Origin of the sequence: Pelagicoccus sp. SDUM812005 (genome assembly GCF_031127875.1) — a bacterium.
Taxonomy (GTDB): Bacteria; Verrucomicrobiota; Verrucomicrobiia; order Opitutales; family Opitutaceae; genus Pelagicoccus.
The window spans coordinates 29,847-48,046 of sequence record NZ_JARXIA010000023.1 but is presented as its reverse complement, the minus strand read 5'-3'; the positions used below and the strand labels follow the sequence as shown (position 1 = coordinate 48,046).

Here is an 18,200-nt window from a genome sequence, read left to right as displayed (position 1 = left end):
CGAATGATTGCGAACCTTTACCCTGTCGTGTTTAGAACTTTTTTCCTCTTGTCCGTATTTGTTTTGCTGGGGCGATCTTTGCCCGAGGTGAATGCAGCGATGAACCGAAACTATACTTATATTAGTTTCGAAAATGGTTATCCGATGAGGGTCGGTTGGCCTGGTAGCTCCCTTGCTCGGGAGAGTCCTAATCTAATCGTACAGACGGGTTACTATAGTCTGAAGCTTGAGTGCAAGACGATGCAGCTTACTGGCTACGACGCACTCGAGGGAAGCGATTACGAGTCGGCATTGACGGAGGACGTTACGCAATTCACACCGGCAACCCTAAATTTGTATGCGTATGTTGGAGACACGCGTTACCGCTGCGTTTCCGGTGTGGTGCAGGACAATACAGGACGAATGTATGTGCGCTTGATTGAAAGCGGGCAGTATGTGCAGCGTTTCGACCACTTGGGGCTAGTTTTTGAGGATGCGAATGGGAACGTGCTGGTCGGCAACCCTCGTTTAGAAGTTACCGCATGGGCAGATCACGTTACTTTCAAACTCGATTTGGAAGAGGTGCCGGGAGCCACGCGAGCGACGATTCAGGTTGTGTCGCCCTCGAACGTGCAGCATTTGGCCGATGCGCTCGGGAATGTGGCCCGTCTGTCGCTGAGTCCTCACACCGATACCGCTTACGAGCAGATGGAGGTAGGCGACTATCTGAGCGATGCCTTGGATCTAGGGTCGGGATCACCATTGGATTCCGAGTACGATACGGATGAGATGGCGATCAAGGCGATCGTCCCAGCGGGAAGCGTGAGCTACCCTCGAGATACCAACCGGTTGGACGAATATCAGTTTACGGTGAGAAATCCCACGGATGAAGAGATCGAAGTGCCGATGATCTTCGATCCGATTTCGGCGAGGGCGGTTACGGGTACGGTTATGCTTTTGACCGAAGTGGACGGAAGCCCGCTGGGAATTCCGGTGCAGATCTCGAAGAACTGGCACCAGAGTTTGGATACGGTCCATATGGGAACCTGGCTGCGCGGTTACACGATGCTTCCTTTGGCCCCGGGGGAGTCCAAGACCTTTCGCTTGCGAGTGGTCTACGGGTACTGGAGCGACGGCACGGTCGCGGCAGCATCTCACTCCTTTCTTTCGATCGTAGGCTGGAACGATAAGGCGAACTGGAAATGGGACGAGTCGGCCCTCGGAGCCTGGGGGGAATCCTTGACTTATGATCCGACTCGTCATGCTGGGCGAGCTCACATGGCCGATGTGCGGCCTACCTTTACTACCAGCACGGGCGGCGGCGATCACGGGTGGACGGAGAATATGGGGGGAGGCAACTTCCTCCAGTATTACGACAGTTCGAATACCTTCCGTTTTAGCAAACTCATGAAGACCTGTTACAAGTGGTCCGGTCCGAACGTTACGGAAGTTTTGTATTCGGGGATAAGCGACGACGGGAAGATCCGCTACGTAAACACGGTGCGCGGAGTGGCGGGCCTGGACTACCACCGGAAGTTCAACGCCTTTCGTTACGAGTTCTTGGACGACGTGACCGACCCGAGGCGGCTTATCTTTTTTCAGATGGGAGCCGATGGCTACAACGGGCCGCAGCATACCGCTTATCACCACGGGAGTGCGGAGGGGTTGACTCAGAGTTACGCCAGCTCTCCTGGAGGCAATCAGTACAAGGGGGATCCGCTTTTGTTTAGGGATAGCTGGGTGATTCCTAACGATACGACTGCCTGGAATGGAGGAGTCAACTATGCGTATCGGGGATTTTTGGCCCTGAGCTCGACCTTGAACGGGGAACCGTTCGACTTGTACATGCATCCGTATGGGTTGAGCGCCAGCACGCCGAAGATGCTCTTCGACCTCAGCTCCGAATCGGTAGGCCGTTCCTATGCGGCAGGCGATGTGGTGGAAGGCGAGATGGAGTTCATGATGCCTCCGAAGAACGCTGAATCCTATTGGGGCGCGGATGAGGAATTCAGGTCCCGCTTGGCTGCTTACACCAGCGAATGGGGTGCCGTGTACGATGAATTCAGGTACAATCGGGATCTTGAGGTCGTCGCGACGACAGGTTCCGTGTTGAGCAATTATCCTTTGGAGATTTCTTCGGAGTCTGGCGATGTCTTGGCCGACTTCACCATTGATGGCGGAGGCATTGGCCATGTACCTGTCATTTTGAGAAACGTTTCGAAGGAAGCGGTTATCGGAGTGCAGCGCTATTTGGATGGCGAATGGGTTTGGTACGAGGATGGTTCATTTAATAAACGAAACTATTTTCAGGGATTCTATAACGCGGAGGGCTCTCTCGATTGCGCGTTTAGTTTCAAGCGTCCCAGCGAGGATTTGAGCGAAAGTTGGCGAATCCGTATTTTGGGCAATGCAGTGTATGACGGAGGAGGAGAAGGGGCTCTCGAATCGGAGATAGAAGGGGAGGACTATACCTCCACTTCCGGCTGTCTCCTGAGGACTGACAGTCCTGGTTACTCGGGCGCTGGCTATATGGATATGGGTGGCGCAGGCACGTGGCTGCAATGGGAAGGAGTCGGTGGCGGCGCTGGTGGAGAGGTGAAGTTGACCTTTCGATATGCCTCCGCAACGGATCGATCCTGTACGATAACGGTTAACGGTATCGCGATCGGATCCCATGTCTTTAGCTCGACGGGCACTTGGGACAATTGGCAGGAGAAGACGATCGTGGTAGCATTGTTGGCTGGCGAGAACACGATCCGTATTACGGTGAATACGGATGCGGGCGGCCCGAATGTCGACCGCATCTCTCTTGCTGCGAACCGTTTGAGCGCGGGGGAGCAGTTCCAGGTTTGGGCTCAAGCAAAGGGCCTTTCCGGAAGCGATTTGGAGCTATCGGCAGACCCGGATCGGGACGGGGTGGTGAATCTCGTGGAGTATGCCTTGGGCGGGAATCCGCTCTCAGGGGAAGATCGCGGGATGTTTCCGCTTTTGCAGAGAAAGGAGGAAGGCCTGGAATTCGTTTACCAACGGCGTCGGGACGCTGAGGATAGAGGGATCGTGTACTCGATTATGGATACGCGGCCTGTTGATTTCCTAAACTGGAAGGAGGGTGCGGTAACGGAAATCGCTAGGGAAACCGTTGACGCAGACTATGAGCGCGTCCGCGCGACGACGCCGGACGATGATGCCTTCTTCATGAAGCTGAAAATAGCGCTGCAGGATTAGGGATGAAGCAATGTTTGTGTAAATCTAAAGAATAATTATCAATATGAAGAACTGTTTTATAAAAATACTAGTATTGCTTTCCGTTCTGGGAAGCTTGCCCGCGGTCGCCTCCGGCGAAGTGGTCTTGAATGTGAGGGATTACGGAGCGGTTGGGGATGGTGTTGCGATGGATACGCTTGCCCTGCAGGAAACGATCGATGCCTGCGCTGAGAAAGGGGGCGGTACGGTTTGGGTGCCAGCAGGGGATTATCAGATCGGCTCTATCAAGCTTAAGAGCCATGTGACCTTGTCGCTCGATTACGGAGCGACCTTGCTGGGAAGCCAGGATATCGCCGATTACGTAAACGATATGGGAAAGAAGCGGGAGGGCAGCGGACATTGCCTCATTTACGCGGTAGACGCTACCGATATCAGGATCGAGGGCTTGGGCGAAATCGACGGGCGTGGCACGCCGGAGGCATTTCCGAGAAAGCAGGGGTCCCCGCGGCCTCATCTGCTAAATATCATCAATTGCGAGCGCGTAACCTTGTCGGGCGTGACTTATAGAAGGCCCGCTTCCTGGGGATTGCATTTCGTCGATAGCAAGGACATCCATATCGATGGCGTCACGGTTCGGTTTCGGAATAATGGATACAATAACGATGGTCTAGACTTGGATGGTTGCGAGAATGTGTTGATCGAAAACTGCGATATCGATGCGGGCGACGACGGGATTTGCTTGAAGAGTTCCAAGAACCCGTGCCGCAATTTCGTGATTCGCAACTGCAAGGTAGCCAGCAATACGGCCCCTTTGAAGCTGGGGACTTCCTCTCGTGGCGGATTTATAGATATCAAGGTAACGAACTGCTATTTTTACGATAGTCCAATGGGAGCGATCAAGTTGCAGCTGGTTGACGGAGGGCGTTTGGAGAACGTGGATATTTCTCGAATTGTCATGGAGGACGTTGGGAATCCGATCTTCATTCGTTTGGGCAATCGCGGACGTTCCTATGAGAACTTCAAGGGGCAGAAGTACAATGCGGACGTGGAGCCGGAAGGCGTGCCGGTTGGGACTCTTCGCAATGTGCGTATTCGCGATGTGAATGCGGTCGTAACGGTGGAGACGCGCGAGAATGCTTATCGCGCTACGCATATGAAGAAGGACCTGATGAAGCGTTCGGACGAGGAGTGGGAGAAGATGGCGAAGACGAAATCGGGCCCGATCATGATATCTGGAATTCCCGGTCATCTGGTAGAGGACGTTCTTTTGGAAAACATTAGGATTTCGTTTCCGGGAGGAGGGACCGAAGAAGATGCGGCTCAAGTCGTTCCCGAAGACATCGCACGCTATCCCGAACAGTTCTTTTTCGGCGTGCTTCCGGCCTGGGGCGCGTATGTACGGCATGCAAAGGATGTTACGTTCAGAAATGTAGCGTTGGAGCTTCGGGAACCGGATGCTCGTGAGCGGATCGTTTTGGAAGACGTTGTTGGATTTACTGAAGAATAGCTTCGGTTCCGTAGCGGAACGTTGCCGAGAGCCGGCTCCGTGAGGGAGTCGGCTCTTTTTTTGCTGGATAAGGGCCTCTGGGGAAGGGACGGAATCACGAGAAGGAGGAGGGCGGAGCGAGAGCCAACTTGGGAGGTTGGGTGCCGGTGTGCGTTTTGGAAGCCTTACCTTGCCGGCGCAAAAAAGCGACATCCCGAGAGATGTCGCTTGGCCCTTGTTTGGTGAGCTTAGTTGTTATCAGTTTCCTGATACTTCCAGTTTATCTATGTTGGGTCCGCCGGCCGCGGTGTCGGCGGTTACGCGGACGGTATTATTTCCGCTGGATAGATTTACGGTGATCGAGTCGCTCTGCCATGCAGTCCAGGCGCCGGTGGCTGCGAATGCCACGGAGCCGGCGGGGGTTCCGTTTACGCTGATTAGGCAGGAACGGGCCTTGCTGGTGGCGTAGGTGAAGGTGAGCGTGGCGTTCCCGCCGTTTCCTCCGTCGATGTTGTTCCACTCGAAGTAGGATCCGTTGCCGCCCATGTCGACGTATCCGGAACCGGTGTATCCAGCGTGGGCGCTCTGGGTCGAGCAGCCTGAAGTCGAAGTGTAGCTTTCGGCTTGGGCGGTGCTGGTCGGTACGGAGCTGCCGCTGGAGATCGACAGGGTGTCGAAGACGGCGCTGCAAAGCGTGCCGTCGTTGTGGGATGTTACAGCCAGCCCCGCGTAGGCCGAGGAGTTCATTGAGATGTTTTGGGCGCTTCCGATCTGGGTCCAGGGGCCGGTTGCGCTGTTGGTGGAATAGTACCCGGCAAAGCTGTTTCCGGAGCGGACCAAGCGCAGGTATTTGGCGGAAGCGGTACCGCCAAGGAGGGAGGCGTTCCATGCGGCGTTGCCGCCGGTGGCGGATCTCCATTGCAGGCAAACTTGATTGTCGGGCCTCTGGACGACGGAGACGAACTTGGAATTGGCGTCGAGGCTTTCGCGGATCATGATGCCAGCTTTCGCCCAGGCGTTGGTGTTTTCGACGCTAAGGACGCGAGCGATGATTTCGCCGTCGCCCTCCAAGCTGTCGTGCACGAATCGAAATTCGTCCGCGGTGTTCCAGATGTCGGCTCCGGATCCCGCTACGGTGTAGGTGCCGTTGGACAGGGAGGTGCTTCCGCTGGCTCCGACGGCTCCGATGTCCTGGGATGTCAGGCCGCCAGTGGTGGGGCCGCCTTGTCCGAGAATTCGGATACGCCAGGAGCTGCTTAGGTCCGAGTTCGGGCGCTTCAGGCTGAAGGCGTAATCCATGTTTCCGTTGGCGTTCAAGTAGCCCTGGTAGTAGTCGTGTTCTGTAATCGAACCTTCGTCGTACCAGGTCCATGCTCCATTAAGGTAGCGTTGTACTTGAATATTGGATATGTTGGAGTCCACGTTTTTCAGTACCATCGGCACGTGGCCGATGCCACCTGCGTTTATGGTAAAGTCGGCTAGGACGGTATTGGAGGTGGAAGCGATTTCGATTGGGTAGCTGCTTAGGAGCGTGCCTTGGTTTGCGGTGACGCTAAGGTTTCGGTTGTATCTAAATTCATCGTGCACGGCGCTCCAATTGTTCGAGTAGGACGCGAGGCGCGATTGGAATTCTGCATCGTCACCCCAGTAGTCTGCTGCGGTTTTCGCTGGCATGATGAATTCGATTTCGCCCTCGACGACGTCCCCTGCGGAGTAGGAGCGGCTAACGGAGTTGGCGCTCAACTCGAATTGCATTCGATCGTCGCCCCAGGTGCGACCGTAGCGATGCATATGGGATTGCAGGCTAGCTCCGTTGAGTTTGGAGGAGAGGGAAAGGATGCCGCGGTTGGCGTAGCATGTGTCTCCGCCGAATGTCGTGGTATCGTCGATCGAGAGCCAGCGGCTGTCGAAGAGCAGGGGAGTATCGACGTATTCGTTGCCACCGGGGTCGGCGGTGTAGCTGGAGAGGAGGCCGCTGTTGTTTCCTCGGTAGTAAGTCGTGAATTCGGGTCCGATATAGTAGTCTGTCGCCATCGAGAAGTAGGTAAGGCGAGTCGGGTTGATGACGTCCTGGAGGAACTCGTATTTGTATTTATGAAAACGGCGGTGGTAGTCCGTGGTTCCGACGGACCGAGCTTGGTAGGTGAACTTGATCTTATCGTCGTCGGTGGTTCCTGAATACAGGACGTTCGTAAGGAGCGGACCTGCCCAGAGGTAGCATGTTTTTAGTTTTTTTGCCCAGCGGAAGGTATTGGCGTTGTCGTAGTATACGAGGAAGTCTCCGCCGCCGGTGTTCTCGGTCCAACCGTATTCTCCGTTGTTTCTGCTGGTGGTGAAGTTGGGACGAACGTCTGCCATGAAGGCTCCTGCTGCATGTTGGGTGGGATCGTAGGTGAACGCTTCGCCCCATGCTCCGAGGGCGGATTCGTCCCATTTCCAGCTAGAGTTGGTGGACCATCCGATGACGGAAAGGAAGCTATGGGTAGCGGCGGCGATGTCACCTCCGGCGTAGAATCCATAGACGACGCGCAGTTTGAAGGTTCTCGTCTCGCCTGCTTCGAGGGGGATCATGGTGTATCCGCGTAGCCATGACCCCATGTGCAAGGTTGTGTGGGAGGTATGCCAATTTTTAGAGATTTGTACGGGGATGCCAAGGGGGCTTCCGTCTTGGTTGGCCAGCATCATCATGGTACCCGTAATAGCGGTCCCTCTGCCTTGGTCGAAGATGAGTGGAAGGTCGATAGCGTTGCTGGTCGGGTTCGTTACGGTGACTTGGATCTCGTCGACTCGATCCTTGTCGGCGGGGTAGGAAATGGGATTATTTGGAATGTCGATTTTGAAGGCATCTTCTTCCGAGTCGAAGCTGGTTGCGAGGGGGGTGCCACTGGGCAGGGCGCTTGCAGCTGTTATGTAGTTTGCAGCAGCTCGATCTTCGAGCTTGGTGTCGGTGTGGGGCTCGAGCGTTAAGCTGGTGTGGTCCGCGAGGGTGTCGGAAAGGAGTTGGGTCCCCGAGGGAGTTATGAGTTGTATGGTGGTACGTTCCACGTTTGGTACGTCGACGAAGTCCAGCAGAAAGGTCACGTGGTCGGCCCATGCTGTGACTTCTAGGCGGCCGGTGACTCCTAGCTGGTTTCCTTGGCTATCGGTGAAGACCAAGCCAAGGTGGTCGAATCGTTGCACGTATTGTCCGCTTTCGATGAGGCGAACGAGCTGGTCTGCGCTATTCTGAACGATACCCGATGTGCATTGGTATCTCGTTCCGTTAACGTAAACGAAGAGGTTAAGCGTGGCTGGAGTGAAGGTGGTGACATCTTCGGTGAGGGCCGAAAGGTAGTCGGATCCGTTGGCTGCGTTGTATCCGGCAAGCTGCATGGTGTCGCATTCCAACTTGAGGTTGTAGTAACCGGTTTGGATGACGAGGTCAGGATTGTTGCGAGCGGCGACGTTGGCCTGCGATTGGGGGCGTCGCGTCGAGAGTGGGGTTGGGTATCCGTTTTCGAAGTATATATAGGTATAGTTAAGCTGAGACGATGCTCGCGCTTGGGTAGGAGCTTGGGCGCACCATAGCGAGGTCGCCAGTAGGGAGACCAGGAGCGGTATTCTTATTTTCATATATCAGTATTGGTGGGGTTCTTGGTTCGAAGGGGACTTCCCTTTTGAAAGGCGCTGCGAGTAAGTCGAAGCGGAGCGATTTAGGGGATGGCGTGATAGGCGACCATTGAGCCTCCGGTGCGGATCGGGGGGGGGAGATCCGATCTCGTTCTCGCTTTTGCTTTGGGGGTAGACGTGGGGGGATCGGGGGCGGGTACAGTTTGCCATCAAGCCGCATTCCCGCCCATCCTGTAAATACAGGATGCCGAGTTGCGAGTGCGGGCGGGAGACGCGTGGGACGTTCCTTGCATTTCTTTGCTGACTCTGCCCCTAGGGGAGGGATGATGATGCTACCCCATGGATAAGATCGATTTTAAGAAGGAACGTAAGGATTTGTATGCTCCCTCCGCGAAGGAGGTTTCGGTGGTCGATGTGCCGGCAATGAATTTCTTGATGATCGATGGGGCGGGGGATCCGGGAACGTCCAAGGCGTTTATGGAGTCCATCGAAGCGCTCTACCCGCTGGCCTACACCTTGAAGTTCATGGCGAAGCTCGGTCCCGTCGGGCAGGACTATGTGGTCCCGCCGCTGGAGGGGCTTTGGTGGGCGGACGATATGGGAGCCTTCGTCGAAGGGAGGCGGGACGAGTGGAAGTGGACGCTCATGATTATGCAGCCGGAGTTCGTTTCGCAGGCAATGTTCGAGGAAGCGGTGGTAACCGTGCGCAAAAAGAAGAATCCGCCGCTCTTGGAGAGCGTGCGCTGGGAGCGTTTCGAGGAGGGGGAGTCTGCTCAGATCTTGCACGTGGGGCCGTTCGACGAGGAGGGACCCAAGATTGCCCGCGTTCACGAAAGGATCGAGCAGCTGGGCAAGCGGCTCGCCTTGAAGCACCACGAGATTTATCTCAGCGATCCGCGTCGCACGGCGCCTGAAAAGCTGAGGACCGTGTTGCGGCAGGCAATGCGCTAGAGCGTGCGATGAAGTATTCGATCGGCGAGTTTTCCCAGATCGCGCGGGCTTCGGTGAAGGCCTTGCGCTTGTATCACGAGAAAGGCGTTTTGGTGCCGGACTTCGTGGATCCGGAATCTGGATACCGATATTATTCGCAAGAGCAGGTGGGCGAGGCTCGGGTGGTTGCGAGTCTTAAGGAGCTGGGCTTCACCTTGGCGGAGGTGAAGGAGATCCTGGATAGCTGCGAGGAGGACGGTGACTTGGTGGAGCGCTTGCAGGAAAAGCGTCGGGAGCTGGAGAAGCGGGTGAAGCGTTTCCAGGATTCGATTGCCGATATCGAATGGGTGGTGAGCGGCCAGTTCGCGGAATCGGGTCTCGCGGACGCGGGGGAAGCGGTTATCGAGAAGTCCTTGCCGGACCTGTTGGTAGCGGGGCGTCGCATGTGCGGTCGCTATGCGGATGCAGGAGAGGGCTTTCGGACTCTCGCTCGGCGAGCGGGACGGTATATGACAGGCAAGCCGATGTGCTTGTATTACGACGGCGAATACAGGGAGGATGACGCGAACTTCGAGCCCTGCTTTGAGGTCAAGAAGGTCGTGGAGCATGAGCAGCTGCATTGTCGGGAGCTGTCCGGCGGCAAGGCCTTGACCTTGTTGCACCGGGGCCCCTACGAGTGCTTGCATGAGAGCTACGCGAAGTTGTTTGCGGAGGTGAAGCGTCGTGAGCTGAAGGTGCTTTGCCCCTCTCGGGAGGTCTACCATAAGGGCCCGGGCATGATTCTGCGGGGCAATCCGAAGAAGTACCTGACGGAGATCCAGTTTCTGGTGGGCTAGGGTGGCAGGGATGCTGTCGCTAGGGGATCGCGTTTTTTTTTCAGTTGGGAGCGGATGCTTCGCTCGGGCCTCAACATACCAGGGATCGCCCCGGAGCTTCAGTAGGACTATCTGTCTGCCTGAGCTGGGTCCGCAGTGAAGGCGGCTAAAACGGATTTGCTGAGGGATTGCCGCGTGCTCTTGAAATCGCTCCAAGGATCAACCTCGAGGGAGGAAAGGCGATCCCAGGCGTTTTCGATGGTATATCGGTTCGATTGAAGACTTTCGGTTGCTTCCTCCCAGGAGAGCGGCATTGCGACCGTGGCGTTTTCGCGAGCTCTTGTCGAGTAAGGGACGATGGCGGTAGCTCCACGACTATTTCGCTGGTAGTCGATGTAAATTTTTCCGCGTCGTTCCTTGATGCTGGATCTCAGAGTGAAGGCGTTAGGATTCTGCTGGCGCAAAAAAATGGATACGGATTTACTGAACTGCTTTACCTCTTTCCATGTCGGCCCTCGACGAAAGGGTAGTACGACGTGGAGACCTTTTCCACCGGTCGTTTTAAGGAAGCTTTTCAGGCCGGCCCGATCCGCCAAGATATCGCGGAGGAGAAGGGCTGCTCCGGTGGTGGTTTCGCTTGGAAGGTTCTCAGCTGGATCGAGGTCGAATACGAGGATGTTTGGCTTTTCTACGGCGTCGACCGTGCTTCCCCAAGTATGGATTTCAAGCGAGCCCATTTGTAGGAGGGCAATGAGACCTTCCTCGTTCGTGATGTAGCCGTAAGTGGAGGAACCCTTCGACGCTTCGATAGTGACTTGTCGGATTGCTGTGGGGAAGGAGGAATCTATGTGCTTTTGGAAGAATCCTTTCTCCTGCCTTCCGCGCGGGTGCCGCAGCAGAGAAAGCGGTCGATTTTTAACATAGGGCAGCATCCAGTTCGCTACGGCTTCGTAGTAGCGGGCAACCTGCATTTTTGTGGCTCCAATGCTTGGATACAGAATTCGACTTGGGTGGGTTATCGTTATGCCGGCGACTTCGGTATTCGAATCGCCTTTCGCTGGGGATTGAGTCATTGTAGGCAATGGTTTGGCTGCCGCCTTTGCCTCTGCTTTGGGGAGACGAGGGGAAGACTCAGGTGTCGCAGCTGCTTCGTCGCGTATGGTCTTGGGGGCTTTGTCTTCGCGGATGCCTACGAAGCTGGCTTGGCGGAGGAGGCCCGCGGGGGTGCGTTCCGCGTATTTGATTTCGACGACGATTTTCGGTTTGGCCCAGATAGTATTTCTGCTCCCCCGTGGCGGCGGGTTGAGCGGAGAATTTTTTGTCGCTAGCAAGTCCAATCGCTTGCGCAGGAGGTCCTGGGTCCCTTCGTCGAACCCTGTGCCTACTTTGCCCACGTAGAGAAGGGTTTGGCCGTCTTCCGCGTAGCTTGCGAGATGAAGGGCGCCGAAGCCTCGGTCGCTGCCGGCGGCCCGGGTGTATCCGACGACGAGGAATTCTTGACGGCAGTGGCATTTAATTTTCAGCCACGATCTTGAGCGTCCCGGTAGATAGGGGCTGGAACTGCGTTTGCTCATGATCCCTTCCAACCCCATCTGGCATGCTTGTTTGAAAACGGCAGCTCCGTTTCCTTGGATATTGTCGCTGTACCGTATGGGGCTGCCAGGAGGCGAGTTCGATAGGAGCTTTCGGAGTTGGCTTCTTCTTTCGGTGAGGGGTAGGTCTCGGAGATCCTTACCGTTGTGAAAAAGGAGGTCGAAGACCATATACCGTAGTTGGTAATCGGACCGGTCGCGTTGGTGAATGAAAGATTGAAGTAACGAAAAACTGGATACTCCGTCTTCGCCGATAGCTATGAGCTCGCCGTCGAGAACGCATGCCTGCAGCGAGAGCGATTTGAGGGCGTCTGCGATGGGGAGGAACTTATCCGTCCAATTTTTCCCGGATCTCGATTTAAGGCTTACCCGCTTATCCAGAGCGTAGGCGAGGATACGGTATCCGTCGTACTTTATTTCGTGGATCCATTCCGCGCCTTCCGGTGGCGATTTGGCTAAGGAGGCGATTTGCGGCTCGATCGCTCGAGAGAAGAAGGATGCATACGAATCGGATTTGGGCTTGGCCGCGAACTGCTTCCGGTCTGCGGCCGTTTCGTTTGCGATCTCGCTGAGTTCGCGACCGGTGAGGACGCTCTTCGACTGGTCTTCCACGAATCGCTCGTTGTGTTTTCCTGCGGCGGAGTCTTTCGCTTTGACGAGAAGCCAATTTTCCTTGCTCCGTTCTCCGCCCATCCGATTCAGGTGCCAGCGTCCCTTCAGCTTCTCGCCGTGAAGCTCGAAGGTGAGTTTGCCTTTTCGCAGGCCCTCCTCAACTTCGCCTTGTGGAACCCAGTACCCCTTGTCCCAGACGAGCACGGTCCCTCCACCGTATTGCCCCGCGGGAATGTTACCTTCGAAAGTGGCGTAGGTGAGCGGGTGGTTCTCTACCCGCACGGCCAGTCGTTTATCCCTGGGATCGATGCTGGGCCCCTTGGGAACTGCCCAGCTAAGCAGCGCTCCGGCGTGCTCCAAGCGAAAGTCGTAGTGGAGGCGACGCGCTGCGTGCTTTTGGATGACGAACTCAGCTGCGTTCGCGCTAGCTTCGCGGGCGGCTGCCTTTTCGTCTGGGGGCTCAGGGGTTTTCTCGAAGTCTCGTTTGCGGGAATATTCGGCTAAGCTCATCGTCTGAGATGTAGTTGTAAACTGGCGACGAGTAAGTAGCTAGCTTGCCTTTTTTCGGGAAGCGGAAGGTCGTTTCTTAGCGGTTTTTCGGGTGGTCTTCTTGGCGGTTTTCTTCGTGGCTTTTTTGGTGGTCTTCTTTGCTTTCTTCTTTCCGTCGGTGCCCTCGTTTTCGCGGGATGCGACGCTGCGTTTCAAGTAGTCCATAAGATCGACCACCTCGGCGGAATCGTTGTCATCGTCTTCGTCCACTAGATCGGGGGCGGTGCTGAGGTGTCCCTCGGAAATTTTTTCATTGATCCAATCGAGAAGCTTATCGCTGTACTCGTCGCGGTACCTTCCCGGATCCCACTCTAGGGTCATCGATTCGATGAGCTGGATAGCCAAGTCGACTTCGCGCTTGGTGAGCTTGTTGCGTTTGAGGCTGTCGTCGGGGATCTGATAATCGTTGAGGTCTCGTAGTTCTTGGGGAAAGCGCAGCAGTTCGATCACAAGGTGACCGTTGCGTGAGAGGATGGCGCAAAGGTGTTGGCGAGAACGAATCACCACGCGGGCGATTCCCGCTTTGCCGGAGGCCTCCAGGGATCGTGCCAACAGGAGGTAGCTTTTTTCCCCGTGCTTTGCAGGTTCCAAGTAGTAGGGCTTGTCGAAGTAAAGCGGGTCGATCTCCTCGAGACTTATAAAGTCTTCGATATCTATGGTTTTGGTAGCCTCCGGGCTTACCTTGGCCATTTCCTCGTCGGAAAGAAGTACATATTTGTCATCCTCGTATTCGTAGCCCTTGACGACGGAGTTCCAGGGTACCTCCTCCCCTGAGGATTCGTTTATGCGTTCGTAGCGCACCCGTGCGTTGTTGCGGCTGTCGATCATGCGGAACTGTATGTCGGAGCGCTGTTCGGCCGAAAATAGCGCAACCGGAATGTTGACCAGTCCGAAGGAGATGCTGCCTTTCCAAATAGCTCGGGCCATGGCGTGATCAATGGTTTCGCAGGGCGTCTATAAGTTCTTCTTTGGACATGGAGGAGCGGCCCTCGATGTCGACTTCCGCCGCTTTTTGGTAAAGGTCCTTTTTCGTCCACTCTTCGTACTTGGGCGATTCGCCGCCTTTCTTCGCGGTTTTGCTCCGGTCCGAGTTCGCGATGCGAGCAGCCTTTTCCTTGCTCATTCCTTTCCTGCGCAGCGCTTCGTATTGTTCGTCGTCCTTGATGCTGGGGCCGTGGTCTTTGGTAGGCATGGATTTGGTCTCCTCTAATTTTTGTATAACGCTCAAAGGGGCGTCCGGCGCGGCGCGTGGGTTTCGCTCTGCGGCCCAGTTGTAATGCATAGGAAGGGCCAACTCACGGAAGTTGGGTATAAGGATAGCGAAATCCGGGCGTGCGTTGCAGGCTGCACCGGACGCGAATGCGCGATGCCATCAACCTTCGGGGTCCGTAGCCAGGGCTGGAATGGCTCGAAAGCTGTTTTTTATCGCTACGCGGCTCGAATGTGATCGCCCCCATTATAGAGCAATGCGGTTCGAAAGTAAGCTGGCCTAGAATCTGCAAGAGGCACGGTCACATTGCTATCAGCTCTCTAGAGACTCTCTATAGCGGAGCTCTCGGAGTTCGTCTCGGTGGCGTATATATCGTGTCGCGGCGGGCACCCAAGCAAGACATCCAGACTATAATGAAATTGATAAATCGAGACGAAGGGGCTCTCGCGAGAAGTCCTAGCTCTGAGGAGGTAGCGCAGACCTCCATCGAGCTCAGGGTGAATGGGCGTAGGCAAGTGGTGGCTGTGGAACCTCGTGAGGTGTTGTTGGATACCCTGCGCGAGCGCTTCGCGTGCACGGGAGTTAAGAAAGGCTGCGACCATGGACAGTGCGGCGCTTGTACGATCCTTCTGGACGGACGACGCGTGAACGCTTGCCTTATGCTCTCTGTGATGGCGGAGGGGTGCGATCTGCGAACGATCGAGGGCATCGCTTCCGAAAACGGCGAGCTGCACGCCATGCAGCAAGCGTTCCTCGACCACGACGCGTTCCAGTGCGGATACTGCACCTGCGGTCAGATCGTTTCGGCGGTCGGAATGTTGAACGAGCCGTGGTCGGCGGACCCGCAAAGCTTGGCGGAATCCATGAGCGGCAATCTCTGCCGTTGCGGGGCGTACAGGAATATTCTTGCTGCTGTTTCGGACGTGAAGCGGGCTGGAAACCGGAGGGAGGCGTCGCGCGACGAGGATCTATGAAACCGTTTCATTACGAGAGAGCGAGCACCGTCGAGGAGGCCTGCTCCATGTCGACGGAAAGCGAGGAAAGCTGCTTTTTAGCTGGAGGAACGACCTTGATCGATTTGCTCAAGCTGAACGTCATGCGTCCGGCTAAGGTAGTCGATGTCCGTAATGTCGATATGGATACCGTGGATCTACTGGAGGATGGCGGGATCCTTATCGGCGCCAATGTCCGCAATAGCGACCTTGCTTGGCACCAGAAAGTAAGGAGAGACTACCAAGCCTTGTCCGAAGCGCTGCTTTCGGGCGCTTCTCCGCAACTGAGAAACATGGCCACGGTGGCGGGCAACGTCATGCAGCGGGCTCGGTGTCCCTATTTTCGCGACAACTACTCGCCTTGCAATAAGAGGTCGCCGGGGAGTGGATGCGCGGCTTTGGGAGGCTATGCGAGATCGCATGCCGTATTAGGAACGAGCGAGCACTGTATCGCGACGCATCCGTCTGACATGTGTGTGGCGTTGGCGGCCTTCGAGGCTAAGGTTCGTGTGGAAGGGCTGGCGGGAACTCGCGATATACCCTTTTCGGATTTCCATTTGTTGCCGGGAGACAGGCCGGATCGCGAGCATGCGATTGATCCGGGCGAGCTCATCACTGGGGTCGTGCTTCCGCCCAACGTGGAAGGGGCCTCTAGCGTGTATTTGAAAAGCAGGGACAGGGCGAGCTACGAGTTCGCTCTGGCATCTGCCGCAGTCTCTTTTGCCCTGGTAGAAGGGCGAATCGCTGCTGCCAGAATCGCTCTGGGCGGAGTCGCGACCAAGCCGTGGCGAGCGTTCGAGGCTGAAAATTGCCTGGAGGGAAACGAGCCCAGTTCGGAACTCTACGAGGAAGCGGCAGCGCTGGCCATGGAAGGAGCGATCACCCAACCGGATAATGCGTACAAGGTGCCGCTCGCTCGCGGATTAATCGTGAGGGCTCTGGCGATCGCGCGAGAGAGGGTCGAGGCGCAAGTATGAACTCTGGGCGTTGAAGCGAATGGATACGAATATCATAGGCAGGCCTTTGAATCGAAAAGATGGGCATTTGAAGGTAACGGGGGCGGCACTCTATGCGACCGATCACCAAAGGGAGGGTCAGGCGTACGCGTGCGCGGCCCACAGCGAAATTGCTTCCGGAGAGCTGCTTGCGGTAGACGCAACGGCTACGCTAGCCCTCCCGGGAGTGCTGACGGTGTTGCATGCCTTGGACGCGCCGAAGTTATTTCGCTGCCCTGAATCGCTTAACGTAGGGGAGCGCAGGCCTCCTTTCGAAGACAATCGCATTTATTATGCGGGACAGATTCTGGCCTTAGTCGTCGCGGAGAGTTTCGAGGTCGCTCGGCACGGAGCGCAGCTCCTGGAGCTGAAGTATAAGGAGGATGAGCAGGTGAGCTTGGACTTCGAGCGCGATCTTCGGGAAGGCAAGATCGAGCAGACGGATGCTTCGAGTCGAGGGCAGGCGGCGGAGGCCTTTGACCGAGGGCACGCTCGTATCGACGCGACCTACGAGACTCCGGTAGGGATCCACTGCGCGATGGAATTGCATGGGGCGGTTGCGTGGTGGGAGGAGGAGCGTCTAGTGGTGGAGGACAGTACGCAATGGGTGGTCGGACAAAGTAAGGCTTTGGCGAATACGTTTGGCTTGCCTGAAAGCGACGTCGAGGTGCGCTCTCGATTCGTGGGCGGCGGTTTTGGCGGCAAGCTGTTTTTGTGGTCTCCATCCATTCTTGCAGCCGAAGCTTCCCGTGTAGTGGGAAGGCCGGTACAATTTTCGTTGGATCGTCGCGGTCAGTTTACTTCTGCCGGACACCGTCCGCGTACCCGCCAGCGTTTGCGCCTCGCAGCGGATGAGGACGGGCATTTGGTTTCACTGCGTCACGAGGCGGTGAATCAGACATCCCAAGTGGACCAGTACGAGGAGTCGTGTCCCGATGTGAGCGCTTCCTTGTACCAGTGTCCGAACGTTTCGATTTCGCAGGGTGTCGTCAGGTCGCACGTAGGGACGCCTACTCCGATGAGAGGTCCGGGGGAGACGCCTGGCTTGTGGGCGTTGGAGAGCGCCTTGGACGAGCTGGCAGTCGAGTTGAAGATCGATCCGCTGGAGCTCCGCTTGCGAAACGTGGCTCAGCGAGACGAGGCGAAAGACCTTCCTTGGTCGATCAACTTGCATGAACGCTGCTTGAGGGAGGCGGCGGCACGATTTGGTTGGAGTCAGCGAAACCCTGAGGTGGGATCGATGCGCGAGGGGAGCGAGGTCATCGGGTGGGGGATCGCCTCCACGTCGTGGGCGGCGATGCGTTCGAGCGCGACCGTGACCGTGGATTTGCTGCAGAGCGGAAAGGCTCGGATCTCGTGCGCGACCCAGGATATCGGAACCGGAACCTATACGGTTTTCGCTCAGATGGTGAAGGAGTTGACGGGGCTGCCCTTTGATTCGATTGAAGTGCGCATTGGAAATTCGCGTTTGCCCACCGGTCCCATTTCCGGTGGGTCTATGGTGACGGCCACGGTTGTTCCGGCCATCGCGGAGGCGACGGAGAAGGCAATCGACGCTTTGCTCGACTTGGCGGTCGCCGAGGATGGGCCGTTTGCGGGCAGCGATAAGAAGTCGCTGAGGATGGTGGGAGGCAAGCTCTGCTCGCGTTCTGGTGGAGCGTCCCGGAGCATTGGGGAGGTCTTGGAGAGCAAACGGCTTTCCTTCGTATCCGGAAAAGGCGAAGCCTCGCCGGGCGAAGAGCAGGAGCGCTATTCGTTTCGCAGTTTTGGCGCGCACTGCGCGGAGGTGCGTTGGGATGCGGGCCTCGGGCGTCTTCGTGTGAGTCGAGTTACGAGCGTGATCGACTCCGGACGCATCATAAATTTGGATACAGCCAGCAACCAGGTTTACGGCGCTATTGTAATGGGAGTGGGAATGGCATTGTTGGAAGAGTCGGTCTACGACAAGCGCACCGGCAGGCCGGTGACGGATAATCTTGCTGACTACCTGGTACCGGTCATGACGGATTGCCCGGAAATCGATTTAAGCCTATTGAACGTCCCAGACCCTCATATTGGAAAGCTCGGGGCGCGGGGCATTGGGGAAGTCGGGCTGACAGGAGTCGCGCCTGCTATTGGTAACGCCGTTTACCACGCGACAGGAAAGCGAATCCGTACCTTGCCGATCAGGATGGAAGACCTGATGGGGTAGTTCGAGTCGAGTTTGTATCGGGAGCGGGCATGCCGC

General features: G+C 56.4%; 11 protein-coding genes. 7 read left to right on the top strand and 4 right to left on the bottom strand.

All coding sequences use genetic code 11. From position 1 onward, the window contains the following. The first annotated feature begins 240 nt into the window (after positions 1 to 240). Both QEH57_RS21605 and QEH57_RS21600 read left to right on the top strand, forming a co-directional pair. Positions 241 to 3,204, top strand: a complete 2,964-nt coding sequence (locus QEH57_RS21605) for a carbohydrate-binding protein (protein WP_309008873.1) — start codon at positions 241 to 243, stop codon at positions 3,202 to 3,204. Between the two features lie 43 nt (positions 3,205 to 3,247). Continuing rightward, a complete protein-coding gene (locus tag QEH57_RS21600; protein ID WP_309008872.1) occupies positions 3,248 to 4,690 on the top strand; it encodes a glycoside hydrolase family 28 protein in 1,443 nt (480 codons plus the stop codon). Between the two features lie 237 nt (positions 4,691 to 4,927). On the opposite strand, the gene QEH57_RS21595 is transcribed toward QEH57_RS21600, so the two are convergent. After that, positions 4,928 to 8,281, bottom strand: coding sequence for a carbohydrate-binding protein (locus QEH57_RS21595; protein ID WP_309008871.1), 3,354 nt, complete (start codon positions 8,279 to 8,281; stop codon positions 4,928 to 4,930). 336 nt (positions 8,282 to 8,617) lie between these two features. Here QEH57_RS21595 and QEH57_RS21590 point away from each other — a divergent pair, with 336 nt between their 5' ends. After that, the gene (locus QEH57_RS21590) at positions 8,618 to 9,229 is read left to right on the top strand and encodes a GyrI-like domain-containing protein (RefSeq protein ID WP_309008870.1); all 612 of its coding nucleotides are present in this window, start codon (positions 8,618 to 8,620) and stop codon (positions 9,227 to 9,229) included. Between the two features lie 8 nt (positions 9,230 to 9,237). Then, positions 9,238 to 10,044 (top strand): MerR family transcriptional regulator, encoded by an 807-nt coding sequence (locus tag QEH57_RS21585; protein ID WP_309008869.1) that lies wholly within the window; start codon positions 9,238 to 9,240, stop codon positions 10,042 to 10,044. A 107-nt stretch (positions 10,045 to 10,151) separates the two neighbouring features. Here the strand turns inward: QEH57_RS21585 and ligD are convergent, their stop codons facing one another. The 3 genes from ligD to QEH57_RS21570 are packed head-to-tail and all read right to left on the bottom strand — an operon-like array spanning position 10,152 to position 13,968. Further along, a complete protein-coding gene (gene ligD, locus QEH57_RS21580; RefSeq protein ID WP_309008868.1) occupies positions 10,152 to 12,737 on the bottom strand; it encodes a DNA ligase D in 2,586 nt (861 codons plus the stop codon). A gap of 39 nt (positions 12,738 to 12,776) precedes the next feature. Continuing rightward, on the bottom strand, positions 12,777 to 13,703 hold the full coding sequence (locus QEH57_RS21575) for a Ku protein (RefSeq protein WP_309008867.1): 927 nt from the start codon (positions 13,701 to 13,703) through the stop codon (positions 12,777 to 12,779). Between the two features lie 7 nt (positions 13,704 to 13,710). Further along, positions 13,711 to 13,968 carry a Rho termination factor N-terminal domain-containing protein gene (locus QEH57_RS21570; RefSeq protein ID WP_309008866.1) on the bottom strand — a complete coding sequence of 86 codons (258 nt, stop codon included), beginning with the start codon at positions 13,966 to 13,968 and terminating at the stop codon, positions 13,711 to 13,713. 431 nt (positions 13,969 to 14,399) lie between these two features. Here QEH57_RS21570 and QEH57_RS21565 point away from each other — a divergent pair, with 431 nt between their 5' ends. Genes QEH57_RS21565 through QEH57_RS21555 form a run of 3 tightly spaced genes read left to right on the top strand, consistent with a single transcriptional unit; the run spans position 14,400 to position 18,164 of the window. Then, positions 14,400 to 14,960, top strand: coding sequence for a 2Fe-2S iron-sulfur cluster-binding protein (locus QEH57_RS21565; protein WP_309008865.1), 561 nt, complete (start codon positions 14,400 to 14,402; stop codon positions 14,958 to 14,960). Further along, positions 14,957 to 15,955: a xanthine dehydrogenase family protein subunit M gene (locus tag QEH57_RS21560; protein WP_309008864.1), complete on the top strand. Its 999-nt coding sequence runs from the start codon at positions 14,957 to 14,959 to the stop codon at positions 15,953 to 15,955. The genes QEH57_RS21565 and QEH57_RS21560 overlap by 4 nt, the downstream gene beginning before the upstream one ends. A 46-nt stretch (positions 15,956 to 16,001) precedes the next feature. Beyond that, positions 16,002 to 18,164 (top strand): xanthine dehydrogenase family protein molybdopterin-binding subunit, encoded by a 2,163-nt coding sequence (locus QEH57_RS21555; protein ID WP_309008863.1) that lies wholly within the window; start codon positions 16,002 to 16,004, stop codon positions 18,162 to 18,164. Positions 18,165 to 18,200 lie beyond the last annotated feature (36 nt).